The organism is Acidovorax sp. GW823-FHT01C06, from assembly GCF_058798375.1.
In genome coordinates this window covers 165192-185881 of the sequence record NZ_JBXAKN010000011.1, presented here as the reverse complement: position 1 = coordinate 185881, position 20690 = coordinate 165192, and the positions used below count along the sequence as shown (strand labels likewise).

Genomic DNA, 20690 nt, shown 5'->3' with positions numbered 1-20690 from the left:
GATGAGGCAACACGCGCCGGCCCCGCCGTGGCGGAACGCGTTTCGCATTGCCCTGCTACAGGTAACAGTGTGTCTACCCCAGCTTATCACTTTCGATGGGCACCCGTCCCCGGCCTGCCTGCGGGTGCTCTCGCCCCCACCGCGTTCTTTCGCACCGGCGGCCAGGTCCGCCCACGCCGCTACCGGCAGCAGCGGTACGCCAGGCCCACGGTCACGGAGTACCCCGTGGGCTCCACCGTCAGCGGGCTGCGGCGTGCGTCGCCCTTGAGCTGCGACACGCGCGCGGCACCCAGCACGACCCAGTGGCGATTGATGGCGGACATGACCTCCACGCCCGCATCCACGCTGTACAGCCCGGCGCCGGGGTCAAATGCCGGCAAGGGGCTGGCACCGCCCGCCGGCACGCCGAAATGGCCGCGCAGGTAGCTGCGGTCGCCCAAGCTGGCACCCGCGCCGAAGGTCACCGTGGTCTGCGCGGTGACGGGCCACGCATACCCGACGCTGGCGGACATCTGCGCGCCCCCGTCGCGCCCGAGAATGTCCTGCGAGAAGCCCGCGCCCACGGACCACCGCGGCGTCAGCGCATACCCGGCACTCACCCTCGCGCGCAAGGTGGAGCGCACCGAGGGCAGCCCCACGAGGATGGGCGCATCCGATCCATCGCGCCCCTTGTCGATGCGCAGCGACGCGCCCAGGTGAAATTGGTCCCCCTGCGCCAGCGTGGCACTGGCGCCCGATTCGCGTGGACCGAGCCCGTGGCCCATGAAGGCGCTCCCGCGCGATGTGCTGAGCCGAAAGCGCCCGTACTCGATCGCCCATGCCGGCCGCAGGCTGTTCTTGCGGCCATCGCCCCCCGCATAGTCGGGGCTGGAGCCCATGATGGCGCCCAGCGCATAGTTGAACTGGGGGGCGGGCGGCCCCTCGGCAGCGCGCGATTGCGCGCCGCGCGCCAGCGGCGTGGCGCCCAGGCACGCCAGCGCCGCAGCACAGGACCACAGACAGGCAAACGGAACAGGACGGTTCATGCGCGGATTATCAGCCCGCCCATTGCACCCAGCCCGTCCATGCGGTCGCCAGGACGACGATGCCGAACACGATGCGGTAGTACGCAAACGGCACGAAGCTGTGGCTGCTGATGTAGCGCAGCAGCCAGCGCACGCAGAGCCAGGCGCTGACGAACGAGAACACCAGCCCGGTCGCGAACATCGGAATGTCGGCCACCGACAGCAGCGCGCGCTCCTTGTACAGGCTGTACACCCCGGCACCGATCAGCGTGGGGATGGCCAGGAAGAACGAGAAGTCCGTGGCCGCCTTGCGCGACAGGCCCAGCAGCATCCCGCCGATGATGGTGGCGCCGCTGCGGCTGGTGCCCGGCACCATGGCCAGGCACTGCACCAGGCCGACCTTGAGCGCATCGAGCGGCGTCATCTCATCCACCGTCTGGATGCGCGTGGCGGACGGCGGGCGGCGCTCGGCCCACAGGATGATGAAGCCGCCGACGATGAAGGTGCTGGCCACCACGACCGGCGTGAAGAGGTGCGCCTTGATCATCTTGCCAAGCAGCAGGCCCAGCACCACGGCCGGCAGGAAGCCGATCAGCACGTTGAGCGCGAACCGCTGCGCCTGGCGCTCGGTGGGCAGGGCCACGAGCGTCTCGCGGATCTTCTGCCAGTACACCAGGATGACGGCGAAGATGGCGCCCGTCTGGATGGCGATGTCGAACACCTTGGCCTTGGCGTCGTCGAAACCCAGCAGCGAGCCCGCCAGGATCAGGTGCCCCGTGGAGGAAATGGGCAGGAACTCGGTCAGGCCTTCGACCACGCCCATGATGGCGGCCTTGACCAGCAATACAACGTCCACGCGCGCTCCTTGAGAAAACTTTAAGTCAAATCAGCCCCTACCGCTTATCTGACAAGCGCTAGCAGCTATCAAAACAGGAGTATATGCGCAGCGGGACCTGGCACCCCTCAGGACCGTGCCCGCGGGGGCGTCTGCCCAGTTGTCTGTTGCGGCACCTGCCACGGTGCCTGCCACCCGCCGCCCAGCGCCTGCACCAGCGTCACCACCGCGAGCTGGCGGTTGACCTGCAGCTGCAGCAGCGCGCGCTGCGCAGAGAGTGCCGAGACCTGGGCCGTCACGACCTCCGTGTAGCTCACCTGCCCTTCGCGGTAGCGGTTGAGCAGTTGCTGCGCGGTGCGCTCCGCCGCGGCCACCGCCTCGCGGCGCAGGGGCTCCTGCTCCTGCAGCGTGCGCAGCACCGTGAGCTGGTCTTCCACCGTCTGGAAGGCCGTCAGCACCGTCTGGCGGTAGACCGCCACGCGGCCCTCGCGCGCGGCCTGGGCTTCTTCCACCCGGGCCGCGGTGGCCCCGGCATCGAAGATCGTCTGCGCCACCGACAGCCCGAGCGACCACACCAGCGTGGACGCCTTGAACAGGTCGGCCACGCTGCTGCCCCCGCTGCCCACCGACGCGCCCAGGCTCAGGTTCGGAAAGTAGCCCGCGCGCTGGATGCCGATCTGCGCATTGGCGGCCGCCACCGCGCGCTCGGCCGCCGCGATGTCGGGCCGGCGCTGCAGCAGCGTCGAGGGCACGCCCAGCGGAACCTCGGGCACCGCCGCCACCCACTGCGCGCGCGGCAGCGAAAAATCGGCCGGGGCGCGCCCGGTCAGCACGGCCAGCGCATGCTCGAAGCGCGCGCGGTTTTGCCGCACGGTGGCCAGGTCGGCGCGCGCATTGGCCAGCTGGGTCTGTGCCTGCAGCACATCGGTCTGGGCCACCACGCCCGCGCCGTAGCGGTTGCGGGCGATCTGCAGGCTGCGCTCATAGCCCTCCACCGTGGCCTGCAGCAGCTCGACCTCCGCATCCGCCTCGCGCAGCTGGAAGTAGGCCGAGGCCAGCGTGCCCACGGCCGACAGGCGCGCGGAGGCCAGGTCCGCCTCGCTCGCCTGCGCGCTGGCCTGGGCGCTGTTCACGCCGCTTTGCAGGCGTCCCCAGAGGTCCGGCGCCCAGTCCACCCCCAGCGATGCCTGGGTGGACAGGCCCGAGCGCGTGGCGCCCTCGCCGCCCGTGCGCGTGGCGCCGCCCGAGAGGCTCACGGACGGCAGCAGGCCCGCGCGCTGCTGCCGCACCACGGCCTGCGCCTGCGCGTAGGCCGCCACGGCGGCGGCGATGTTCTGGTTGGACAGCTGCACCTGCTCGGCCAGGCGGTTGAGCTCGGCATCCTGGAACAGCTCCCACCAGGGGCCACGGTCCAGCGCGTCGGCAGGCGCCGCGGGGGCCCAGGTGGCACCCGCCTCCTTGAACGACGTGGGCACCGCCATGTCGGGTTGCTGGTAAGGCGGCGTGACCGAGCAGGCGGACAGCAGGGCCGCGATGGCCACCACCAGCGCCAGGGAGGCCGGGCGGGCCATGGGGCGTGGCTCAGGGTAGCGGGCGGCGCGGCGCGCCGTGGGCGCGCCGGGTGTGAGCGGGGCATGGAAATGTGTCATGGGCACCGATCAGGTGGCCGTGCCGGGGGCTCCGGCGCGGCTCAGGTGTTGTTCGTTGGGGGCGGGCGTGCGCAGCTCGTCGAGCAGCACGTAGACCACCGGGGTGGTGAGCAGGGTCAGCAGCTGGCTGGCGATCAGCCCGCCGATGATCGCCACGCCCAGGGGCTGGCGCAGCTCGGACCCCTGGCCGAAGCCGATGGCCAGCGGCAAGGCGCCCAGCGCGGCGGCCATGGTGGTCATCAGGATGGGGCGAAAGCGCAGCACACAGGCCTCGCGCACGGCCTCCAGCGCCGTCAAGCCGCGGGCACGCTCGGCCTCCAGGGCAAAGTCGATGATCATGATGGCGTTCTTCTTCACGATCCCGATGAGAAGAAACACGCCGATGAGCGCGATGATGGTGAACTGCATGTTGAACAGCAGGAGGGCCAGCACGGCCCCCACCCCCGCCGAGGGCAGGGTGGTGAGCACGGTGACCGGATGGATCAGGCTTTCATACAGCACGCCCAGCACGATGTAGATCACCACGACGGCCGTGATGATCAGGAACGCCTGCTGCCCCTGGGATTGCTGCGCGCTCAGCGCCGTGCCCTGGAAGCTGCCACGCACATTGGTCGGCATGGCGATGTCGGCCTCCGCCTGCTCGATCACCTGGCGCGCCTGGCCCAGCGTGGTACCGGGGTCGATGTTGAACGAGATGGTGGTGGCCAGTTCACCGTCCTGGTGGCTGATGGAGGTGGGCGAGGCCCTTTCCACCACGCGCGCGATGGCGCTGAGCGGCACCATGGTGGAGGGCGTGGTGCTGATCACCTGCCCCGTGGACGCGCCGCGCTGTCCCGGGTTCGCCGCCGTCCCCGTGGCGCCGGTCGGGTTGGACGCCACGTAGATGTCCTTGAGCGCCGGCGGACCGCGCGTGTATTCGGGCGCCCACTCCATGATGACGGCGTACTGGTTGAGTTCGCCATAGATCGTGGCCACGGAGCGCTGGCCGAACGCGTTGTACAGCGCGTTGTCGACGGCCGATGAACTCACCCCCAGGCGCGAGGCACTGGCGCGGTCCACCTCCACATAGGTCTCCACGCCATTTTCCGCCTGGTCCGTGTCCACGTCCTTGAGCAGCGGTTCATCCTTGAGCCGCTCCGCCAGCTTGCCGGCCCATTGCTTGAGATCCGCCATGTTGTCGCTCTTGAGCGTGTACTGGTAGGTGGAATTGCTGGAGCGCCCGCCCATCCGCAGGTCCTGCACCGGGTTCAGGAACACGCGCAGCCCCGTGATCTGGTTGAGCTGCGGCCGCAGGCGCGCGATGACGGCCGGCGTGCTGTCCGTGCGCTGCGCCAGGGGCTTGAGATTCACGAACATGAAGCCGCCTCCAGCGCGGCTGCCCCCCGAGAAGCCCACCACGGTATCGACCGCTGGATCCTTGCGGATGATCTCCACGGCCTCGCGCAGCTTGCGCGCCAGCGCGTCGGACGAGATGCTCTGGTCGGCCCGCAGCCCCGCATTGAGCTGTCCGTTGTCCTGCTCGGGGAAGTACCCCTTGGGAATCTTGGCGAACAGGTACACGTTGAGCCCGATCACCGCCAGCAGGATGAGAACCACCAGCGCCTTGCTGGCCAGCGCCCAGTCCAGGCTGTGCTCGTAGCCGCGCAGCACGCCCTGGTAGCCGCGCTCGGCCCATCGCGCCAGACGCGACGGCGGCTTGTCGCTGGCAGGATCATGCTCGCGCAGCAGCCACGCGCACATCATGGGCGTGGTGGTGAGCGAGATCACCAGCGAGATCATCACCGCCGCCGACAGCGTGATCGCGAACTCACGGAACAGCCGCCCCACCTGCCCGTCCATGAACAGCAGCGGAATGAACACCGCCACCAGCGACAGGCTGATCGAGAGCACGGTGAACCCCACTTCGCGCGCGCCGCGCAGCGCGGCCTCCATGCGGCCCATGCCGGCCTCGATGTGCCGCATGGTGTTTTCCAGCACCACGATGGCATCGTCCACCACGAAGCCGGTGGCCACCGTCAGCGCCATCAGGCTCAGGTTGTTCAGGCTGAAGCCCAGGAAATACATGACGCCGAAAGTGCCCAGCAGGGACACCACCGTGGCGACCGCCGGAATCACGGTGGCGCGCGCCTTGCGCAGAAAGAGGCCCACCACCAGCACCACGAGGGCGATGGACACCATCAGGGTGAGCTCGATCTCGTGCAGGGACGAACGGATGGAATTGGTGCTGTCAGACGCCACCGCCACCTGGATGTCCTGCGGCAACTGCGCCTGCAGATCGGGCAGCAGGGCGCGCACGGCATCCACGGTCTCGATGATGTTGGCGCCGGGCTGGCGCGTGACCAGCACGATGATGGCGGGCTCGCCATTGAACAGCCCCACGGTGCGCAGGTTCTCCACGCCATCCACCACGCGCGCCACATCCCCGAGCCGGACGGCGGCGTTGTTGCGCCAGGCGACGATCAGCGATTCGTACTCGGCGGCCTTGCGCGCGGGCGACGGCGTGTAGATCTGCAGCCGGCGGCCATCGCCCTCGATGGCGCCCTTGGGGCGGTTGGCGTTCGATGCCTGGATCGCCGCGCGCACATCCTCGGTGCTGATGCCGTAGCGGTTGAGCGCGAACGGCAGCAGCTCCACCCGCACGGCGGGCAGCGAGCCGCCACCGATCTCCACCTCGCCCACACCCTCCACCTGCGACAGGCGCTGGCTCACCACGTTGGAGACGGCATCGTAGATCTCGCCCGGCGTGCGGGTCTTGGACGTCAGCGCGAGGATGATGACGGGCGACGCCGCCGAGTTGCGCTTTCTGTAGGTGGGGTTGCTGCGCAGCGTGGCGGGCAGGTCGGCGCGGGCGGCGTTGATGGCGGCCTGCACCTCCCGCGCCGCCGCGTCGATATCGCGGTTCAGGTCGAACTGCAGGCTGACCCGCGCCGAGCCATTGGAACTGGACGAGGTCATTTCATTGACCCCCGCGATCACCCCCAGCCGCCGCTCCAGCGGCGTGGCCACGCTGGTGGCCATGGTCTCGGGGCTGGCCCCCGCCAGGCTGGCCGATACCGAAATGGCGGGATAGTCCACCTGCGGCAAAGGCGAGACCGGCAGCACGAAAAAAGCCGCGATCCCCGCCAGCGCCATGCCGATGGTGAGCAGCACGGTCGCGACCGGCCGCTCGACAAAGGGGCGCGACAGGTTCATGGCGCCTCTCCTGCCTGCAAGGGCGCCGCCGCCGTGCCCCTGCCCGTCCATCGGCGGCCCAGCCGGTCAAACGCCAGGTAGATCACCGGCGTGGTGAACAGCGTGAGCATCTGGCTCAGGATGAGCCCCCCGAAAATCGCGAGCCCGAGCGGGCGGCGCAGTTCGGCGCCCTCGCCCCAGCCCAGCATCAGCGGCAGCGCCGCGAACAGCGCCGCCAGGGTCGTCATGAGAATGGGCCGAAAGCGCAGCAGCGCGGCCTGGTGGATGGCCTGCTGCGGCGGCATGTTCTGATGGCGTTCCGCGTCGATGGCGAAGTCGATCATCATGATCGCGTTCTTCTTGACGATGCCGATCAGCAGGATGATCCCGATGATGCCGATCACGCCCAGGTCGTTGCCCGACACCATGAGCGCCAGCAGCGCCCCCACCCCGGCAGATGGCAGCGTGGAGAGGATCGTCACGGGGTGGATGTAGCTTTCGTAGAGCACGCCCAGCACGATGTAGACGCACACCATCGCCGCCAGGATCAGCCACAGCTGGCTGGAGAGCGACTTTTCGTAGGCCCCCGCGGCACCCAGGAACTCCATCGACAGCCCCGGCGGCACACCGATTTCCTTGGCCGCGGCGCGGATCGCGTCCACCGCGCTGCCCAGGGACACGCCTTCGGCCTTGTCAAACCCCAGCGTCGCGGCCGGGTACTGGGCCACGCGCGTCACCTGCAGCGGAGCCAGCTGTTCCCGGATGGTGGCCACGGCCGCCAGCGGGGTCGGGGTGCCGGAGCCGGTGCGCAGCTGCAGCGTGCCAAGCGCCTCGGGCGTATTGAGCTGCTCCTGCTGCGCCTCCAGGATCACCCGGTACTGGTTGGTCTCGGTGAAGATCGTGGACACGATGCGCTGGCCAAACGCGCTGTACAGCGTGTCGTCCACGGTGCTGGCCGTGACCGACAGGCGCGACGCCGTGTTGCGGTCGATGTCCACATAGGCCGACAGGCCCTGCGCGCCCGCATCGGTGGTGGCGTTGCGCACCTTGGGTTCGCTCTGCAGCCGCTCGACCAGCTTGCGCGTCCAGTCGTTGACCTGCGCGGAATCCACGCCGCCGATGGATACGCGGTACTCGGTCGGCCCCGTCTCCGCGTCGATCGTCAGGTCCTGCGTGGGCTGCAGGTACAGCGTGACCCCCGCCACCGCCTGAACCCGCTCGCGCAGCCGCAGCATGATCGCCTCCTGCGCGTCGCGCCGGGGCTGGAGGTTGATCAGCATGCGCCCGGCGTTGAGCATGGTGTTGTTGGCGGCATCCACGCCCACGAAAGAGCTGAGCGACAACACGTCCGGGTCCTGCAGGATGGCGCGCACGGCCGCCTGCTGGAGTTCGCTCATGCGGTCGTACGAAACGTCCTGCGAGGCCTCGATGCGCGCCTGCAGCTGGCCGGTGTCCTGCGTGGGAAACAGGCCCTTCGGAATCACCACATACAGCAGGGCCGTGAGCGCCAGCGTGAGCACCGCCACCGCCAGGGTCACGCCCTGGTGGCGCAGCACCCACTGCAGCCAGCGGTCGTAGCCCGCGATCACCCGCTCGAACCCCCGGTTGATGCGCCCCGCCATCCCCCGGGGGCCGCCCACGGGTTCGGCACGCAGCCAGCGCGCGGCCATCATGGGCACCAGCGTGAGCGACACGATGCCGGAGATGAGGATGGTGATGGCGAGCGTGACCGCGAATTCGCGGAACAGGCGGCCGACCACATCGCTCATGAACAGCAGCGGGATGAGCACCGCGATCAGCGACACGGTCAGCGAGATGATGGTGAAGCCGATCTGCGTGGCGCCCTTGAGCGCGGCCTGGAACGGCGGCTCGCCCTCCTCCAGGTAGCGCGCGATGTTCTCGATCATCACGATGGCATCGTCCACCACGAAGCCGGTGGCGATGGTCAGCGCCATCAGGCTCAGGTTGTTGAGGCTGTAGCCCAGCAGGTACATCACCCCGCAGGTGCCGATGAGCGAGATGGGCACGGCCAGGCTGGCGATGACCGTGGCCCGCAGGCTGTGCAGGAAGAAGAAGATCACCAGCACGACCATGAGCACGGCCAGGACCAGCTCCATCTCCACATGGTGCACCGAGGCGCGGATGCCCGTGGTGCGGTCGGACAGCACCTGGACCTTGAGCGACGCGGGCAGGCCCGCCTGCAGCTCGGGCAGCAGCTTCTTGATGTTGTCCACCGTGGCGATCACGTTGGCGCCCGGCTGGCGCTGCACGTTCAGGATGATGGCCGGGGTCTCGTTGGCCCAAGCGCCCAGGCGGTTGTTCTCGGCGCTGTCGACCACGCGCGCCACCTCCAGCATGCGCACCGGCGCGCCGTTGCGCCAGGACACGATGAGGTTCTTGTAGTCGTCCACCGTCAGCAGCTGGTCGTTGGCGTTGATGGTGTAGGAGCGCTGCGGCCCGTCAAAACTGCCCTTGGCGCTGTTGGCATTGGCCGAGGTGATGGCCGTGCGCAGGGTATCGAGGCCAATGCCGTAAGACGCCAGCGCCTTGCTGTCGGCCTGGATGCGCACCGCGGGGCGCTGCCCGCCCGCCAGCGACACCAGCCCCACGCCACTGACCTGGCTGATCTTCTGCGCCAGGCGGGTGTTGACCAGGTTCTGCACCTCGGTCAGCGGCAGCGTGTCCGAGCTGATGGCCAGCGTGAGCACCGGCGCATCGGCGGGGTTCACCTTGGCATACACCGGCGGCGCGGGCAAGTCGGCGGGCAGCAGCGAGTTGCCGGCGTTGATGGCCGCCTGCACCTCCTGCTCGGCCACGTCCAGCGCCAGACCCAGGCCGAACTGCAGGGTGATGATGGACACGCCCGAGGCGCTGGTCGAGGCCATGCGCTCCAGCCCCGGCATCTGGCCGAACTGCCGCTCCAGCGGCGCGCTCACGGTGCGGCTCATCACTTCGGGACTTGCGCCCGGGTACAGCGTCTGGACCTGGATGGTGGGGTAGTCCACCTCGGGCAGGGCGGACAGCGGCAGGAAGCGGAAACCCAGCAGCCCGGCGAGCACGATGGCCACCATCAGGAGCGCGGTGGCCACGGGCCTTTCGATGAAGGGACGTGAAGGACTCATGCTGGTGGCGGCTCAGGGGTTCTGCGCGGGGCGCTGGCGGCGCTGCTGGCCTTCACCGGAGGCACCGCCACGCGGCCCGCTCGCTCCCGATCGGGGCCCGCTGGCGCCCGGGCGGGGGCCGCGCGCAGCCGCCGGGGCACCGGGCAGCTGCACGGCCATGCCGTCCTGCAGGCGGTCCCCGCCCTCGGTCACCACGCGTTCGCCCTCCCGGAGCCCTTCGGCGATGGCCATGAGCCCCACGGTCGCCTGGCCGCGCTTGACCTTGCGCAGGGACACGGTGCGGTCTTCGTTGATGACATAGACATAGTCGCCATTGGCGCCCGTGCGCACGGCCGTCACCGGGACCACCACCGCGGGCACGTTGCGCAGCAGCAGCTGCACGTTCACGAACTGGTTGGGAAACAGCGCCCCCGCCGCGTTCTCGAAGCGCGCCTTGGCCTTGACGGTACCTGTGGTGGTGTCCACCTGGTTGTCCAGCGTGGAAAAAAGGCCCTTGTCGAGTTCGGCCTTGCGCGTGCGGTCCAGCGCCGTCACGGCCAGCGTGGGCGCCGCGCCCTGCGCCGCCCGGACATCGCCCACGCGGTCCTGCGGGACCGAGAACTGCACGTCGATCGGGGCCACCTGGGTGATGGTGGCGATGCCCGTCGCATCGCCCGATGTCACATAGTTGCCCGCATCCACCGTGCGCAGCCCGATGCGGCCCGTGGCGGGCGAGGTGATGCGCGTGTAGTCCAGGTTCAGGCGCGCCGTGCCTTCCTGGGCCTTGTCGGTCATCACCGTGCCTTCAAGCTGCTTGACCAGCGCGGCCTGCGTGTCCACGTCCTGGCGGGCGATGGAGTCCTGCGACAGCAGGGTGCGGTAGCGCTCCAGCGTGAGGCGCGCATTCTCCAGCTGGGCCTCGTCCCGCTGCCGGGTGCCCTGGGCCTGCATCAGCGCCTGCTCGAAGGGCCTGGGGTCGATCTGCGCCAGCACCTGCCCCTTCTTGACCATCTGGCCCTCGGTGAAGAGCACCTGCGTGAGCATGCCCGACACCTGGGGCCGCAGCGTGACGGTGGTGGCGGGGATCACGGTGCCCAGCGCGTCGATGACCACGGGCAGCTCCGCCCTGCGCGCCACCGCGTCGCCCACGGTGACCATGGGGCGCCCGCCCCCGGGCATGCCCCGGCCGGGCCCGGCGCCCTGCTCGCCGCCGGAACGCTGGACGAGGTACCAGGCAGCCCCGCCGACGAGGCCCACCAGCACCAGGGCCAGCAGGCTGCCCACCCATCGCGAGCGCCGGGGCGGTGGGGCCGCGGGGGCGGGCGGAATGGCCGATGGCGGGGGCGCGTTGACGTCTTGCGGGTTCATGGCGGTCCTGATTCGTGTTCTTGGGCTGCGGGCCGGACTGGGGGAATGGCAACAGGCGGCGGCGGGGATCGCGCCATGCCTGATCGTAGAGAGTCAATTCAAGCTTTGCCTTGAACGCTGTGCGAAGAAAAGTAAACCTGGGAGGCCGGGCGCCAGGGCACCTTCCGTTCCGGGCGGGCGGCGTCCCCACATTCCCCGGAGTTTGCATGAAATCGGGGGCCCAAGGCCCTGCAGGCCGCACCGCCATCCTGCATTTCGCGGCAGCCAGGCCGCGTTTCGTCGCAAGGCGCTGGCGGCCCCGGGCGGGCGGCGGCACAGTCCGCTCCATCGAACGCGCCAGGAGCACCCCATGCAACTCACCCCCGTCATCGCCATCCACCTCGCCGCCGCCCTCGCCGCCACGGCCATCGGCCCCCTCGCCCTGTGGGCGCGCAAGGGCGCCACCCAGCGCCCCCGCCTGCACCGCGCCGCCGGATATGCCTGGGTCACCCTCATGGTGGCCACCGCGGTCTCCGCCATCTTCATCAGCGGCGGCAATGGTCCCCGCTGGGGGAGCTTCGGGCTCATCCACCTGCTGATCCCGGTGACGCTGGGGATGCTGGTGCTGTCCTTCATCTACCTGGCCCGGCGCAACATCGCCGGCCACCGCGTGGTCATGCAGCGCATCTACATCGGCGCCTGCATCGTCGCAGGCGGCTTCACCCTGTTGCCCGGGCGTTTTCTGGGGCACTCGCTCTGGAGCCAGCTGGGCCTGCTCTGACCCCGCCCCTTTCCAGCCCCCACATCCCCTCCACACCAAGGAACCACACCATGCTGCTCAATGTGATTGTTCACCAGCCCCAGGCACTGATCCAGATCGTCACGCACACTCCCTACTGGGTCTGGGGCCTGCTGGCCGCCCTCGTGGGGCTGGGGGCCAGCCAGCTGTGCGACCGCACCGCCAGCCGGCGCCGGACCCTGCTCATGCCCGTAGGCATGGCCATCTTCTCCGTGGCGGGCGTCGTGTCGGCGTTTGGCGGCGCGGGCCAGACGGCGGCGCAGGCGGTCGGCGCCTGGCTCGTGGCCGCGGTGCTGATCGGCGCGCTGGCCCTGTGGTTCCAGCCCACCGCGCCGGCCGGCACGCTCTACGCGGCCTCCTCGCGCAGCTTCCACGTTCCGGGCAGCGCGATGCCGCTGGCGCTGATCATCGGCATCTTCCTGACCAAGTACTTCGTGGGCGCCGAGCTGGCCCTACAGCCGTCCCTGGCCCGGGACGGCGCGTTCGCCCTGCAGATCTCCGCCCTCTACGGCGTGTTCAACGGCCTGTTTGCCGCCCGGGCACTGCGTCTGTGGCGCCTGGCGCAGCACAGCGCGGTCTTCGGCGCTTCGCCGGTGGGCACCTGAGCCCCGGCCATGCCCGTTGCCTGCCCTCCCCTTCCCTTCCTTGCCTGACTGTTTAGGAGAACCCGCCATGCGCCAAGAACCGACCTTCAACGACCCCATCGAACGCCTGGCCCGCAAACGCGCCGGCGCCAAGCTGGGCTGGTACATGCACGCCAGCGTCTATCTTCTGGTCAACCTGCTGCTCGTCACGCTGTCCGCCAGCAGCGGCCGCCACTGGGCCGTCTACCCCGCGCTGGGCTGGGGCATCGGCCTGGCCGTGCACGGCATCGTGGTGTTTCTGCTGGCTGGTGGGTCCGGCCTGCACGAGCGCATGGTGCAGGCCGAGCGCGACCGCATTGCCCAGAACCACAACCCATCCTGAGCGAGGCTCCATGAAACAGCTGCACATCCACCACCACGTTTCCCTGATCCTGGCGGGCCTGCTCGCCGTGTGCGCCAGCCTGGCGCAGGCGGGTACGGGCCTCATGGAGATTCCGGGCATGCAGGGCGACGGCCCCGTCACCGTGTACTACCCCAGCAGCGCACCCGACGAGGCACTGCAGCGCGGCCCCTTCAGCCTCCAGGCCGCCTGGCAAGGCGCTCCGGTGGCGGGCAACGGCCGGCTGGTCGTGGTGTCGCACGGCTCCGGCGGCAACCCGTGGGTGCACTCGGACCTGGCGCGCGCCCTGGTGGGCGCGGGCTTCGTGGTGGCCCTGCCCGAACACGCCGGCGACAACGCGAAAGACCCGTCGACCCCCGGCCCCGAGAGCTGGAAGCGGCGCCCGGCCGAGGTCTCGCGCGCCATCGACGCCATCGCCAAGGACGCGGCCCTGGCGCCCCTGCTGTCGCTGGACCGGGTGGGCATGTACGGCATGTCCGCCGGCGGCCACACCGCCCTCAGCCTGGCTGGCGGACGCTGGTCGCCCGCCTTGTTCCGGCAGCACTGCGAAGCCCACATCGCGGACGACTTCGCGACCTGCGTGGGGCTTGCCACCGAACTCAAGGGCAACCTCCTTGACGGCGTGAAGAAGGCCGTGGCGCTGGGCGTCATCCGCCAGCGTTTTGACGACGCCGCCTGGCAGGCCCATGGCGAACCGCGCATCGCGGCCGTGGTGGCGGGGGTGCCGGCCGCGGCGGATTTCGACATGGAGTCACTGGCCAGGCCGCGCGTGCCCCTGGCGCTGATCACCTCCGGGCAGGACCTGTGGCTGGTGCCCCGCTTTCACAGCGACCGTGTGCTCCAGGCCTGTGCCGACCGCTGCACCGTGCTGGCCGCCCTGCCCGACGCCGGCCACGGCGCGCTGCTCTCGCCACCGCCGCCCCGGGACCGGATGTCCGCGCTGGCGGCGCGGCTGCTGGGCGACCCGCCGGGCTTCGACCGCAGCCAGATGCGCGCTGTCGACCTGCGGATCGTGCGCTACTTCGAGCAGCACCTGCTGCCGCTGCCGCGCCGTGGCGCTCCGTGACCGCATGACGCGGCACACCGGCGTGAACCACATCGGCCTCACGCTGAACGCGCTGGCCGTGCGCACCATCGCCCACGCCTGCCAGGGCTGAGCCCGCGCGGCGCCCGCCTAGAATCGACCCCTCACCATGCCCCAACCCATGACCCCCGACGACATCGAACAACTGGCCCGCCGGCGCGCTGGCGCCAAGCTGGGCTGGTATGTGCACGCCGCCGCCTTCGTCGTGGTCAACCTGGTGCTGTTCAGCCTGTCGCGCTACGGCTTCGGCAACCGGCCGTGGTCGGTGTTCCCGCTGCTGGGCTGGGGCCTGGGGCTGGCGCTGCACGGCATCTCGGTGTTCGTGCTGGGCACCGGCAGCGGCCTGCGCGAGCGCATGGTGCAAAAGGAGCGCGAGCGGCTTTTGCGCGACCAGCAACAGCGCAACCAGCGCTAGGCCCCACGGCCTGCGCCTTCGACCACCACGCCCGCGCCGCCATGAAAATCGACTGGATCGAGAAGTTGCAGCACCTGCTGCAGGTGCTGGCCTTCTGCCTGGCCATCGCGGCCCTGCAGTACGCCTTCCAGCCCGAGAAGGCTTACGACATCCCGGCCCGCTACTCGCTGGCCATCGGCTCGCTGACCTGGGCGCTGATCGACTTCGGCCGGCACCTGTTTCCGTCCAGCAAGGAGACGGGCTGGCCCACGGGCCTGTCCGGGTTTCTTCTGCCGTTTGCCAGCATCGTGCTGGGCTACCTGGGCGGCACGCTGCTGGGCGACTGGTGGTGCGGCAGCTCGTCGTGGGACCAGGGTGGCCGTGCGCAGTTGCGCATCTCCATCGGCATCACCGTGGTGGCGGGGTTCCTGGGCACCTACTACTTCTACACCAAGAGCAAAAGCGCCTGGCTGCTGGCCAAGGTCAACGAGGTGCGCAGCCAGGCGAGCGAAGCGCAGCTCAAGCTGCTGGAAACGCAGCTCGAACCCCACATGCTGTTCAACACCCTGGCCAATCTGCGCATGCTGATCGGCACCGACCCGGCCCGCGCGCAGGAGATGCTGGACCGCATGATCGGCTACCTGCGCGCCACGCTCAGCGCCTCGCGCAGCACCCAACACCGGCTGGAGAACGAGTTCGAGCGCCTGCGTGACTACCTGGAGCTGATGGCGGTGCGCATGGGCCCGCGCCTGGCCTACACGCTGGACCTGCCCGACGCGCTGCGCGATGTGCCCGTGCCGCCGCTGCTGCTGCAGCCCCTGGTGGAAAACGCCATCCGCCACGGGTTGGAGCCGCAGGTCGAGGGCGGGCACATCACCGTGCGTGCCAGCACGCGGCAGAGTGACAGCGGGGCGCTATTGGTGCTGGATGTGACCGACACCGGCGCGGGCCTGCCCGACACCCTGCCCACCCCGGGGCCGGGGCAGAGCTTTGGCCTGGCCCAGGCCCGCGAGCGGCTGGCCACACTGCACGGAACGGCGGGCACTCTGAAATTGATAGCTGGCAGCGCTGGCGGGACAAGCGCTACGGTCACTTTTCCCTTGAAATCGAGCCCGTCGACCACCACCCCATGACCCAGCCTGCCGTGCGCGCCCTGATTGCTGAAGACGAACCCCTGCTCGCCGCCGCGCTGCAGCAAGAGCTGGCCCGGTCCTGGCCCGGGCTGCAGGTCGTGGCCACCGTGGGCGACGGTCTGTCCGCCGTGCGCCAGGCCCTGGCGCTGCAGCCGGACGTGCTGTTCTTCGACATCCGCATGCCCGGCCAGAGCGGCCTGGATGCCGCCGTGGAACTCGCCGATGCTTGGCCCGCCGACGGACCCTCGGGCCGCCCCTTTCCCGCGCTGGTGTTCGTGACCGCCTACGACCAGTACGCCGTGCAGGCGTTCGAAGCGCAGGCGGTGGACTACCTGCTCAAGCCCGTGCAGGCCGCGCGGCTGCAAAAAACGGTGCAAAAACTGCAGCTGGCGCTTGCCAGCAAAGCGCCAGCCGCTATGGATTTTGAAGCAACCATGGCGCAACTGCGGCATTTGCTGGTGGCGCCGGGGGTGGCGGCCCCCGTTGCCGCAGCTGCGCCCGCTGCACCGGCGACGGGCACGCCGCTCACGCTCATCCAGGCCAGCAACGGCAGCCAGATCCACATGGTGCCGGTGGCCGACGTGCTGTATTTCGAGGCGGCCGACAAGTACGTGCGGGTGCTGACCGCAGCGCGTGAGTACCTGATCCGCACCCCGCTCAAGGACCTGATCGGCCAGCTCGACACCCAGGTGTTCTGGCAGATCCACCGCAGCACGCTGGTGCGCGCCAGTTGCATCACCACCGTGACCCGCGACGAGGCGGGCAAGCTGCACCTGGAGCTGGCCGGACGACCCGAGAAGCTGCCCGTGAGCCGCCTCTACGCCCACCTGTTCAAGGCGATGTAGCGGCGCCCCCGCGCCCCGGTGTCAGCGATTGGTGGCCAGCAGCAGGCCGCCCGCCCCCATGAAGAAACCGCCCGTGGCCTTGTTCAGCCGGACCACGCCGCGCGAAGTGCGGATGAAGCGGCGGATCTGGCGCCCGCCGGCGGCATACACGGCCGTGGAGACGAACTCCGCCGCCAGATACACGGCGCCCAGCACCACGAACTGGCGCACGGCCGGCTGGCTCGGGTCGATGAACTGCGGGAAGATCGCCGCGAACAGGATGATGGCCTTGGGGTTGGTGATGCCCAGCAGGAACTCCTGGGTGATGAGCGCCTTCAGCCGCACCGGGGCTCCGGAGGATTTCACGTCGCCGCCCTCGACCACCTCCAGCCCGCTGAACTCACGGCTGCGCCATGCCTTCCAGCCCAGCCAGAAGAGGTAGCAGGCGCCCACCCACTTGACGACCGTGAACGCCATCTCGGATGCCAGCAGCATCGCCCCCAGGCCCACGGCCGAGATGGCCAGGAAGATGGCGAACGCCGCCACCCGCCCCAGCGTGGCCACCAGCGCCGCGCCGATGCCCGCGCGGATGCCGTTGTTGAGGCCGCAGAAGTTGTTGGGGCCGGGCGTGAGCGCAATGGCCACGGCCACCGGGGCGAAGAGGAGCGCGTCCATGGGGTGTCCTTCAAGAGAAATGGGCAGGCAGGGTCGCCCAGTTTAGGGCTGTCAGCACTATTTTTGCTGGCATCGCAACCCGAAGGGAAGGCCGCCCACTGCATCCAGGCCACTCGTCGTTGCGTTCCTAGCCAAGGCCCCGGCCTTGGCACTGGCGAAAACAGTGTTGACAGGCCCTAGCGAGGCCGGGCCAATGTCGCCACGCTGTCCCAGGGCACGCCCGGCAGCGCCTCGTAGTGCGCCACCACCACCAGCCGCGCCGGCTGGCGCGCGGCTTCGGCCAGGGCCTGACCGAGGTAGCTGACCGAAGGCTTGTCGAGCCCCGCCACCGGCTCGTCGATGAGCGTGAGCGCGGCCCCGCTGGCCAGCGCGGCGGCCATCAGCGCCTTGCGCCGGCTGCCGGTGGACAAGGCAAAAAAAGGCTTGTCCAGATGAGGTTCCAGCGAGAACCCCTCCACATGCGCCGCCAGGGCGGCGGCGTCCCACTGCGCGCAGTGCGCAGGCAGGCTGCCCAGCCACTGGCGCACCGTGAGCGGGTCCAGCGCCGTGGCGCGCGGGTCCTGCCAGAACACCTGCGCGCGCCAGGCCGCGGCAGGCACCGCCCCCCGGCGCACGCCGCGCAGCGTGATATCGCCCGCCTGGGGCGCCAGCTCACCCGCCAGCACGCGCAGCAGCGTGGTCTTGCCCGTGCTCTCGTCGCCCTGCACCAGCGCCAGCCCCGCGGGCCATGCCAGGCTGAGGCCCTCCAGCACCGCGCACTCCGGGTAGGCAAACCGCAACCCCTGCACCTGCAACACCACGCTGTCGGCCACCATGCATCCTTGCGAAAGGAAGAAAAGAGGGGATTCTAGGAGGCCGCCGGCCTCGCGCGCCGCGCCCGCAGCCAGCCCCCGGCCTGGTTGACCACGAGCCCGCAGAGCACGGCCCCCGCTCCCGCCCACTGCAGCGGCGCGGGCTGCTCTCCCAGAAAGGCATATGCGGCCCACAGCCCGACCACCGGCACCAGCAGCGAAAACGGAGTGACCCGCCCGGCGGGGTGGCGCTGCAACAGCTGCGTCCACAACGTGTAGGCGAGCAAGGTGGCCAGCAGGGCGAGGTACAGCACGGCCGCCAGCGCCACGCCGTCCACCGCCCGCAGCTGCGCGAGCACGCCCTGCGCGCCATCGGTCCACAGCGCCAGCGCGAAGAAAGGCACGATCGGCACCGTGCTGCTCCACACGATGAACGGGAACGGCCCGTACGGCCCCGCCGTCGCGGCACGGCGCGCCACGAGATTGGACACCGCCCACATGAAGGCGGCCGCCAGCGTGAGCACGAAGCCCGCGAGCGTCATCTGCCCGGGGCCTTCGCCATGGGCGAGCCCGATGGTCATCAGCCCTGCGAAGGCCAGCGTGAGGCCCCACCACTGCCAGGGCCGGGCGCGCTCGCCCAGCAGCGGGGCGGCCAGCAGCAGCGTGAAGAAGGCCTGCGTCTGCATGACGACCGACGCCATGCCCGCCGTCATCCCCAGCTGCAACCCCAGGAACAGGAATCCGAACTGGCCCAGGCCCTGGGCCAGCCCATAGCCCAGCACGAACCGCCAGGGGAGCGCCGGGCGCGGCACGAACAGCAGGAAGGGCAGCGACGCGGCCGAGAACCGCAGCGCCCCCAGCAGCATGGGGCTGAGCCCCTGCAGGCCCAGCTTCATCACCACGAAGTTCAGCCCCCAGATGACCACCACCGCCAAGGCGCGCAGCAGGTCGCCCCGGCTCAGCGCGGCGGCATTCATGCGGACACCACGCGGCTGCCCGCCGCCACCGGACGCCCCTGGCGTTCGCGCGCGGCCACGAAGGCATCGAAGGCCTCGCTGCTGGTCTTGGCCGGCACGTAGCCCAGCACCTCCTTGAGCGCGGTGTTGAGCAGCACCGGGCGATAGCGCAGAAAGTCGAGCTGCTCGGGCCCGTAGCGGCTCACGCCCAGGGCCGACCCCATCGCCAGCGCGGCGCGCAGCAGGCCCGCCGGCAGGTCCAACACCGATTTGCCCAGGCGCGCCGCGATCTCGCGCAGCGGCAGCGCGCCATCGCCCGCGAGGTTGAAGCACCCGGCGCGGCGCGTGCGCAGCGCGTGCACGATGGCACCGGTGACATCCTCGTCCCAGATGAACACGAACGGACTGGCGCTGCCCCGGATGGCCAGCAGGCGCCGCTTCTCGAACAGCGCCGTGATCTGGTTGTCCACCCGCTCGCCCAGGATGGTGCCGATGCGCAGCACGGTCTGCGCGAGTTGCGGGTGCTGTGTGCGGTAGCGCGCCAGCATCTCCTCCACCAGGCGCTTGTGGTGCGCATAGGCAAAGACTTCGTTCCCCCGCAGCGCATCCGTTTCGCGCAGCCAGTCGGGATTGTCGGCGTGGTAGCCATAGGCCGCGCCGCTGGAGCTGACGACCAGGTGCCGCACGCCCGTGGCCACGCAGGCGTCGAGCACGTTCTGGCTGCCCAGCACGTCCACGGAGTATTCGAATTCGCGGTTGGAGCCCTTGCCGGGCGTGACGATGGAGGCCAGGTGCACCACGCTGTCAATGGAGTGCTCGGCCAGCGTTTGCGCCAGCGCCGGGTCGCGCACGTCCTGCACCACGTAGGTGACGCCGGGCAGGCGGCGCTCGGCGGGCACTTCGCGCACGTCGGCGGCGACGATGACGGGGGCGCCCTCGCGCGCCAGGGCCGCCACCACGCCGCGGCCCAGGAAACCGTCGGCCCCGGTCACGAGAATGCGCGCCATCATGCGCCGCCCTCCCGCACGGCATGGGGCACCACGGGCGGCCGGCGTCCCCACCATCCCGCCAGCGCCAGGCCCGCGATGATGTCCCAGAAGCCCCAGACGCCCGCCACCACGGCCATGCCGCCCAGGCCGCCGAAGAAGCTGAAGATCAGCACCAGGCCCAGCCCGGCATTGCGGATGCCGACTTCGATGCTCACGGCGCGCCGGTCGTAGTCGGACAGGCCGCTCAGCCGCGCACAGGCATACCCGGTGCCGAAGGCCAGCGCATCGTGCAGCGCCACCGCCAGCAGCACCAGCCCCACGTAGTCGAGAAAATAGCGCCAGTTGCCCGCCACCGCACCGATGATGAAGCCGATCAGGCAGACGAAGCTCAGGATGCGCACGGGCTTGTGCACCCGCCGCGTGAAGCGGGGCAGCTTCTCCGCACACAGGATGCCCAGCACGAACGGCAGCCCGATGATGGCCACGATGTGGCCCGCCATCTCCAGCGGGTCCAGCGCGATGCTGCGCAGCAGCGGCGCCGCCGTGGGGTGCATGCCGCCCCAGAAGGCGAAGTTCAGCGGCATGAGCACGATGGCCAGCGCGTTGGAGATCGCCGTCATCGACACCGACAGCGCCACGTTGCCCCCCGCGCGGTGCGTGAGGATGTTGCTCACGTTGCCTGGCGGGCAGCAGGCCACGAGGATCATGCCCAGCGCGATGCTGGGGCCGGGCGAAAGCAGCAGCGTGAGCACGAAGGTCACCGCCGGCAGCACGATGAACTGCGCGGCCACGCCCACCGCCATGGCGCCCGGCATGCGCAGCACGCGCTTGAAGTCGGCCACGCGCGTGTCCAGCGCGATGCCGAACATGAGGAAGCCCAGCACCACGTTGAGCACCACGAGCGATGCGGGATTGAAATTGAGCCGGATTTCGTCGACAGGCAGCATGGTGGGC

At 70.0% G+C, this 20690-nt stretch carries 18 protein-coding genes; 7 read left to right on the top strand and 11 right to left on the bottom strand.

Going from position 1 to position 20690, the window contains the following annotated elements; all coding sequences use genetic code 11:
- Positions 1–179 precede the first annotated feature (179 nt).
- From AC1RCS_RS21030 to AC1RCS_RS21005, 6 genes are all read right to left on the bottom strand, one after another.
- A complete protein-coding gene (locus AC1RCS_RS21030; protein ID WP_492245755.1) occupies positions 180–1025 on the bottom strand; it encodes a MipA/OmpV family protein in 846 nt (281 codons plus the stop codon).
- Positions 1026–1035: 10 nt separating this feature from the next.
- Positions 1036–1860: an undecaprenyl-diphosphate phosphatase gene (locus tag AC1RCS_RS21025; protein WP_218293825.1), complete on the bottom strand. Its 825-nt coding sequence runs from the start codon at positions 1858–1860 to the stop codon at positions 1036–1038.
- A gap of 107 nt (positions 1861–1967) precedes the next feature.
- Positions 1968–3410 carry an efflux transporter outer membrane subunit gene (locus AC1RCS_RS21020; protein WP_492245831.1) on the bottom strand — a complete coding sequence of 481 codons (1443 nt, stop codon included), beginning with the start codon at positions 3408–3410 and terminating at the stop codon, positions 1968–1970.
- An 87-nt stretch (positions 3411–3497) separates the two neighbouring features.
- On the bottom strand, positions 3498–6680 hold the full coding sequence (locus tag AC1RCS_RS21015) for an efflux RND transporter permease subunit (RefSeq protein ID WP_492245756.1): 3183 nt from the start codon (positions 6678–6680) through the stop codon (positions 3498–3500).
- Positions 6677–9781, bottom strand: a complete 3105-nt coding sequence (locus AC1RCS_RS21010) for an efflux RND transporter permease subunit (RefSeq protein ID WP_218293823.1) — start codon at positions 9779–9781, stop codon at positions 6677–6679. Before AC1RCS_RS21010 ends, AC1RCS_RS21015 begins: the two co-directional genes overlap by 4 nt.
- A gap of 12 nt (positions 9782–9793) precedes the next feature.
- Positions 9794–11128: an efflux RND transporter periplasmic adaptor subunit gene (locus AC1RCS_RS21005; RefSeq protein WP_218293822.1), complete on the bottom strand. Its 1335-nt coding sequence runs from the start codon at positions 11126–11128 to the stop codon at positions 9794–9796.
- Positions 11129–11477: 349 nt separating this feature from the next.
- Between AC1RCS_RS21005 and AC1RCS_RS21000 the strand changes: the two genes are divergently transcribed.
- The 7 genes from AC1RCS_RS21000 to AC1RCS_RS20970 all read left to right on the top strand — a co-directional run bounded on the left by AC1RCS_RS21000 (position 11478) and on the right by AC1RCS_RS20970 (position 16346).
- Complete coding sequence (locus tag AC1RCS_RS21000; RefSeq protein WP_492245757.1) at positions 11478–11888, top strand: DUF2306 domain-containing protein; 411 nt, start codon at positions 11478–11480, stop codon at positions 11886–11888.
- Between the two features lie 50 nt (positions 11889–11938).
- Complete coding sequence (locus AC1RCS_RS20995; protein ID WP_492245758.1) at positions 11939–12511, top strand: DUF6622 family protein; 573 nt, start codon at positions 11939–11941, stop codon at positions 12509–12511.
- Positions 12512–12578: 67 nt separating this feature from the next.
- Positions 12579–12872, top strand: a complete 294-nt coding sequence (locus tag AC1RCS_RS20990; protein ID WP_218293819.1) for a 2TM domain-containing protein — start codon at positions 12579–12581, stop codon at positions 12870–12872.
- Positions 12873–12882: 10 nt separating this feature from the next.
- Positions 12883–13956 (top strand): alpha/beta hydrolase family protein, encoded by a 1074-nt coding sequence (locus AC1RCS_RS20985; RefSeq protein ID WP_492245759.1) that lies wholly within the window; start codon positions 12883–12885, stop codon positions 13954–13956.
- 127 nt (positions 13957–14083) lie between these two features.
- Positions 14084–14389: a 2TM domain-containing protein gene (locus tag AC1RCS_RS20980; protein WP_492245760.1), complete on the top strand. Its 306-nt coding sequence runs from the start codon at positions 14084–14086 to the stop codon at positions 14387–14389.
- A 41-nt stretch (positions 14390–14430) separates the two neighbouring features.
- The gene (locus tag AC1RCS_RS20975; protein WP_492245761.1) at positions 14431–15501 is read left to right on the top strand and encodes a sensor histidine kinase; all 1071 of its coding nucleotides are present in this window, start codon (positions 14431–14433) and stop codon (positions 15499–15501) included.
- Positions 15498–16346, top strand: coding sequence for a LytR/AlgR family response regulator transcription factor (locus AC1RCS_RS20970; RefSeq protein ID WP_492245762.1), 849 nt, complete (start codon positions 15498–15500; stop codon positions 16344–16346). Before AC1RCS_RS20975 ends, AC1RCS_RS20970 begins: the two co-directional genes overlap by 4 nt.
- A gap of 21 nt (positions 16347–16367) precedes the next feature.
- On the opposite strand, the gene AC1RCS_RS20965 is transcribed toward AC1RCS_RS20970, so the two are convergent.
- The 5 genes from AC1RCS_RS20965 to AC1RCS_RS20945 all read right to left on the bottom strand — a co-directional run bounded on the left by AC1RCS_RS20965 (position 16368) and on the right by AC1RCS_RS20945 (position 20683).
- Complete coding sequence (locus tag AC1RCS_RS20965; RefSeq protein WP_369641858.1) at positions 16368–17000, bottom strand: LysE family translocator; 633 nt, start codon at positions 16998–17000, stop codon at positions 16368–16370.
- A 176-nt stretch (positions 17001–17176) separates the two neighbouring features.
- Complete coding sequence (locus AC1RCS_RS20960; protein WP_492245763.1) at positions 17177–17815, bottom strand: ABC transporter ATP-binding protein; 639 nt, start codon at positions 17813–17815, stop codon at positions 17177–17179.
- 32 nt (positions 17816–17847) lie between these two features.
- Positions 17848–18768: an EamA family transporter gene (locus tag AC1RCS_RS20955; RefSeq protein ID WP_218293813.1), complete on the bottom strand. Its 921-nt coding sequence runs from the start codon at positions 18766–18768 to the stop codon at positions 17848–17850.
- The gene (locus AC1RCS_RS20950) at positions 18765–19757 is read right to left on the bottom strand and encodes an SDR family oxidoreductase (RefSeq protein WP_492245764.1); all 993 of its coding nucleotides are present in this window, start codon (positions 19755–19757) and stop codon (positions 18765–18767) included. The genes AC1RCS_RS20955 and AC1RCS_RS20950 overlap by 4 nt, the downstream gene beginning before the upstream one ends.
- Entirely contained in the window at positions 19754–20683 is a 930-nt protein-coding gene (locus AC1RCS_RS20945) for a bile acid:sodium symporter family protein (RefSeq protein WP_218293811.1), read from the bottom strand. The genes AC1RCS_RS20950 and AC1RCS_RS20945 overlap by 4 nt, the downstream gene beginning before the upstream one ends.
- Positions 20684–20690 lie beyond the last annotated feature (7 nt).

Bases quoted from the DNA above. Each gene is read 5' to 3' on its own strand.
- AC1RCS_RS21030 (WP_492245755.1), bottom strand. From the start codon at position 1,025: ATGAACCGTCCTGTTCCGTTTGCCTGTCTGTGGTCCTGTGCTGCGGCG.
- AC1RCS_RS21020 (WP_492245831.1), bottom strand. From the start codon at position 3,410: ATGGCCCGCCCGGCCTCCCTGGCGCTGGTGGTGGCCATCGCGGCCCTG.
- AC1RCS_RS21015 (WP_492245756.1), bottom strand. From the start codon at position 6,680: ATGAACCTGTCGCGCCCCTTTGTCGAGCGGCCGGTCGCGACCGTGCTG.
- AC1RCS_RS21010 (WP_218293823.1), bottom strand. From the start codon at position 9,781: ATGAGTCCTTCACGTCCCTTCATCGAAAGGCCCGTGGCCACCGCGCTC.
- AC1RCS_RS21005 (WP_218293822.1), bottom strand. From the start codon at position 11,128: ATGAACCCGCAAGACGTCAACGCGCCCCCGCCATCGGCCATTCCGCCC.
- AC1RCS_RS21000 (WP_492245757.1), top strand. From the start codon at position 11,478: ATGCAACTCACCCCCGTCATCGCCATCCACCTCGCCGCCGCCCTCGCC.
- AC1RCS_RS20995 (WP_492245758.1), top strand. From the start codon at position 11,939: ATGCTGCTCAATGTGATTGTTCACCAGCCCCAGGCACTGATCCAGATC.
- AC1RCS_RS20990 (WP_218293819.1), top strand. From the start codon at position 12,579: ATGCGCCAAGAACCGACCTTCAACGACCCCATCGAACGCCTGGCCCGC.
- AC1RCS_RS20985 (WP_492245759.1), top strand. From the start codon at position 12,883: ATGAAACAGCTGCACATCCACCACCACGTTTCCCTGATCCTGGCGGGC.
- AC1RCS_RS20980 (WP_492245760.1), top strand. From the start codon at position 14,084: ATGCCCCAACCCATGACCCCCGACGACATCGAACAACTGGCCCGCCGG.
- AC1RCS_RS20975 (WP_492245761.1), top strand. From the start codon at position 14,431: ATGAAAATCGACTGGATCGAGAAGTTGCAGCACCTGCTGCAGGTGCTG.
- AC1RCS_RS20970 (WP_492245762.1), top strand. From the start codon at position 15,498: ATGACCCAGCCTGCCGTGCGCGCCCTGATTGCTGAAGACGAACCCCTG.
- AC1RCS_RS20965 (WP_369641858.1), bottom strand. From the start codon at position 17,000: ATGGACGCGCTCCTCTTCGCCCCGGTGGCCGTGGCCATTGCGCTCACG.
- AC1RCS_RS20960 (WP_492245763.1), bottom strand. From the start codon at position 17,815: ATGGTGGCCGACAGCGTGGTGTTGCAGGTGCAGGGGTTGCGGTTTGCC.
- AC1RCS_RS20955 (WP_218293813.1), bottom strand. From the start codon at position 18,768: ATGAATGCCGCCGCGCTGAGCCGGGGCGACCTGCTGCGCGCCTTGGCG.
- AC1RCS_RS20950 (WP_492245764.1), bottom strand. From the start codon at position 19,757: ATGATGGCGCGCATTCTCGTGACCGGGGCCGACGGTTTCCTGGGCCGC.
- AC1RCS_RS20945 (WP_218293811.1), bottom strand. From the start codon at position 20,683: ATGCTGCCTGTCGACGAAATCCGGCTCAATTTCAATCCCGCATCGCTC.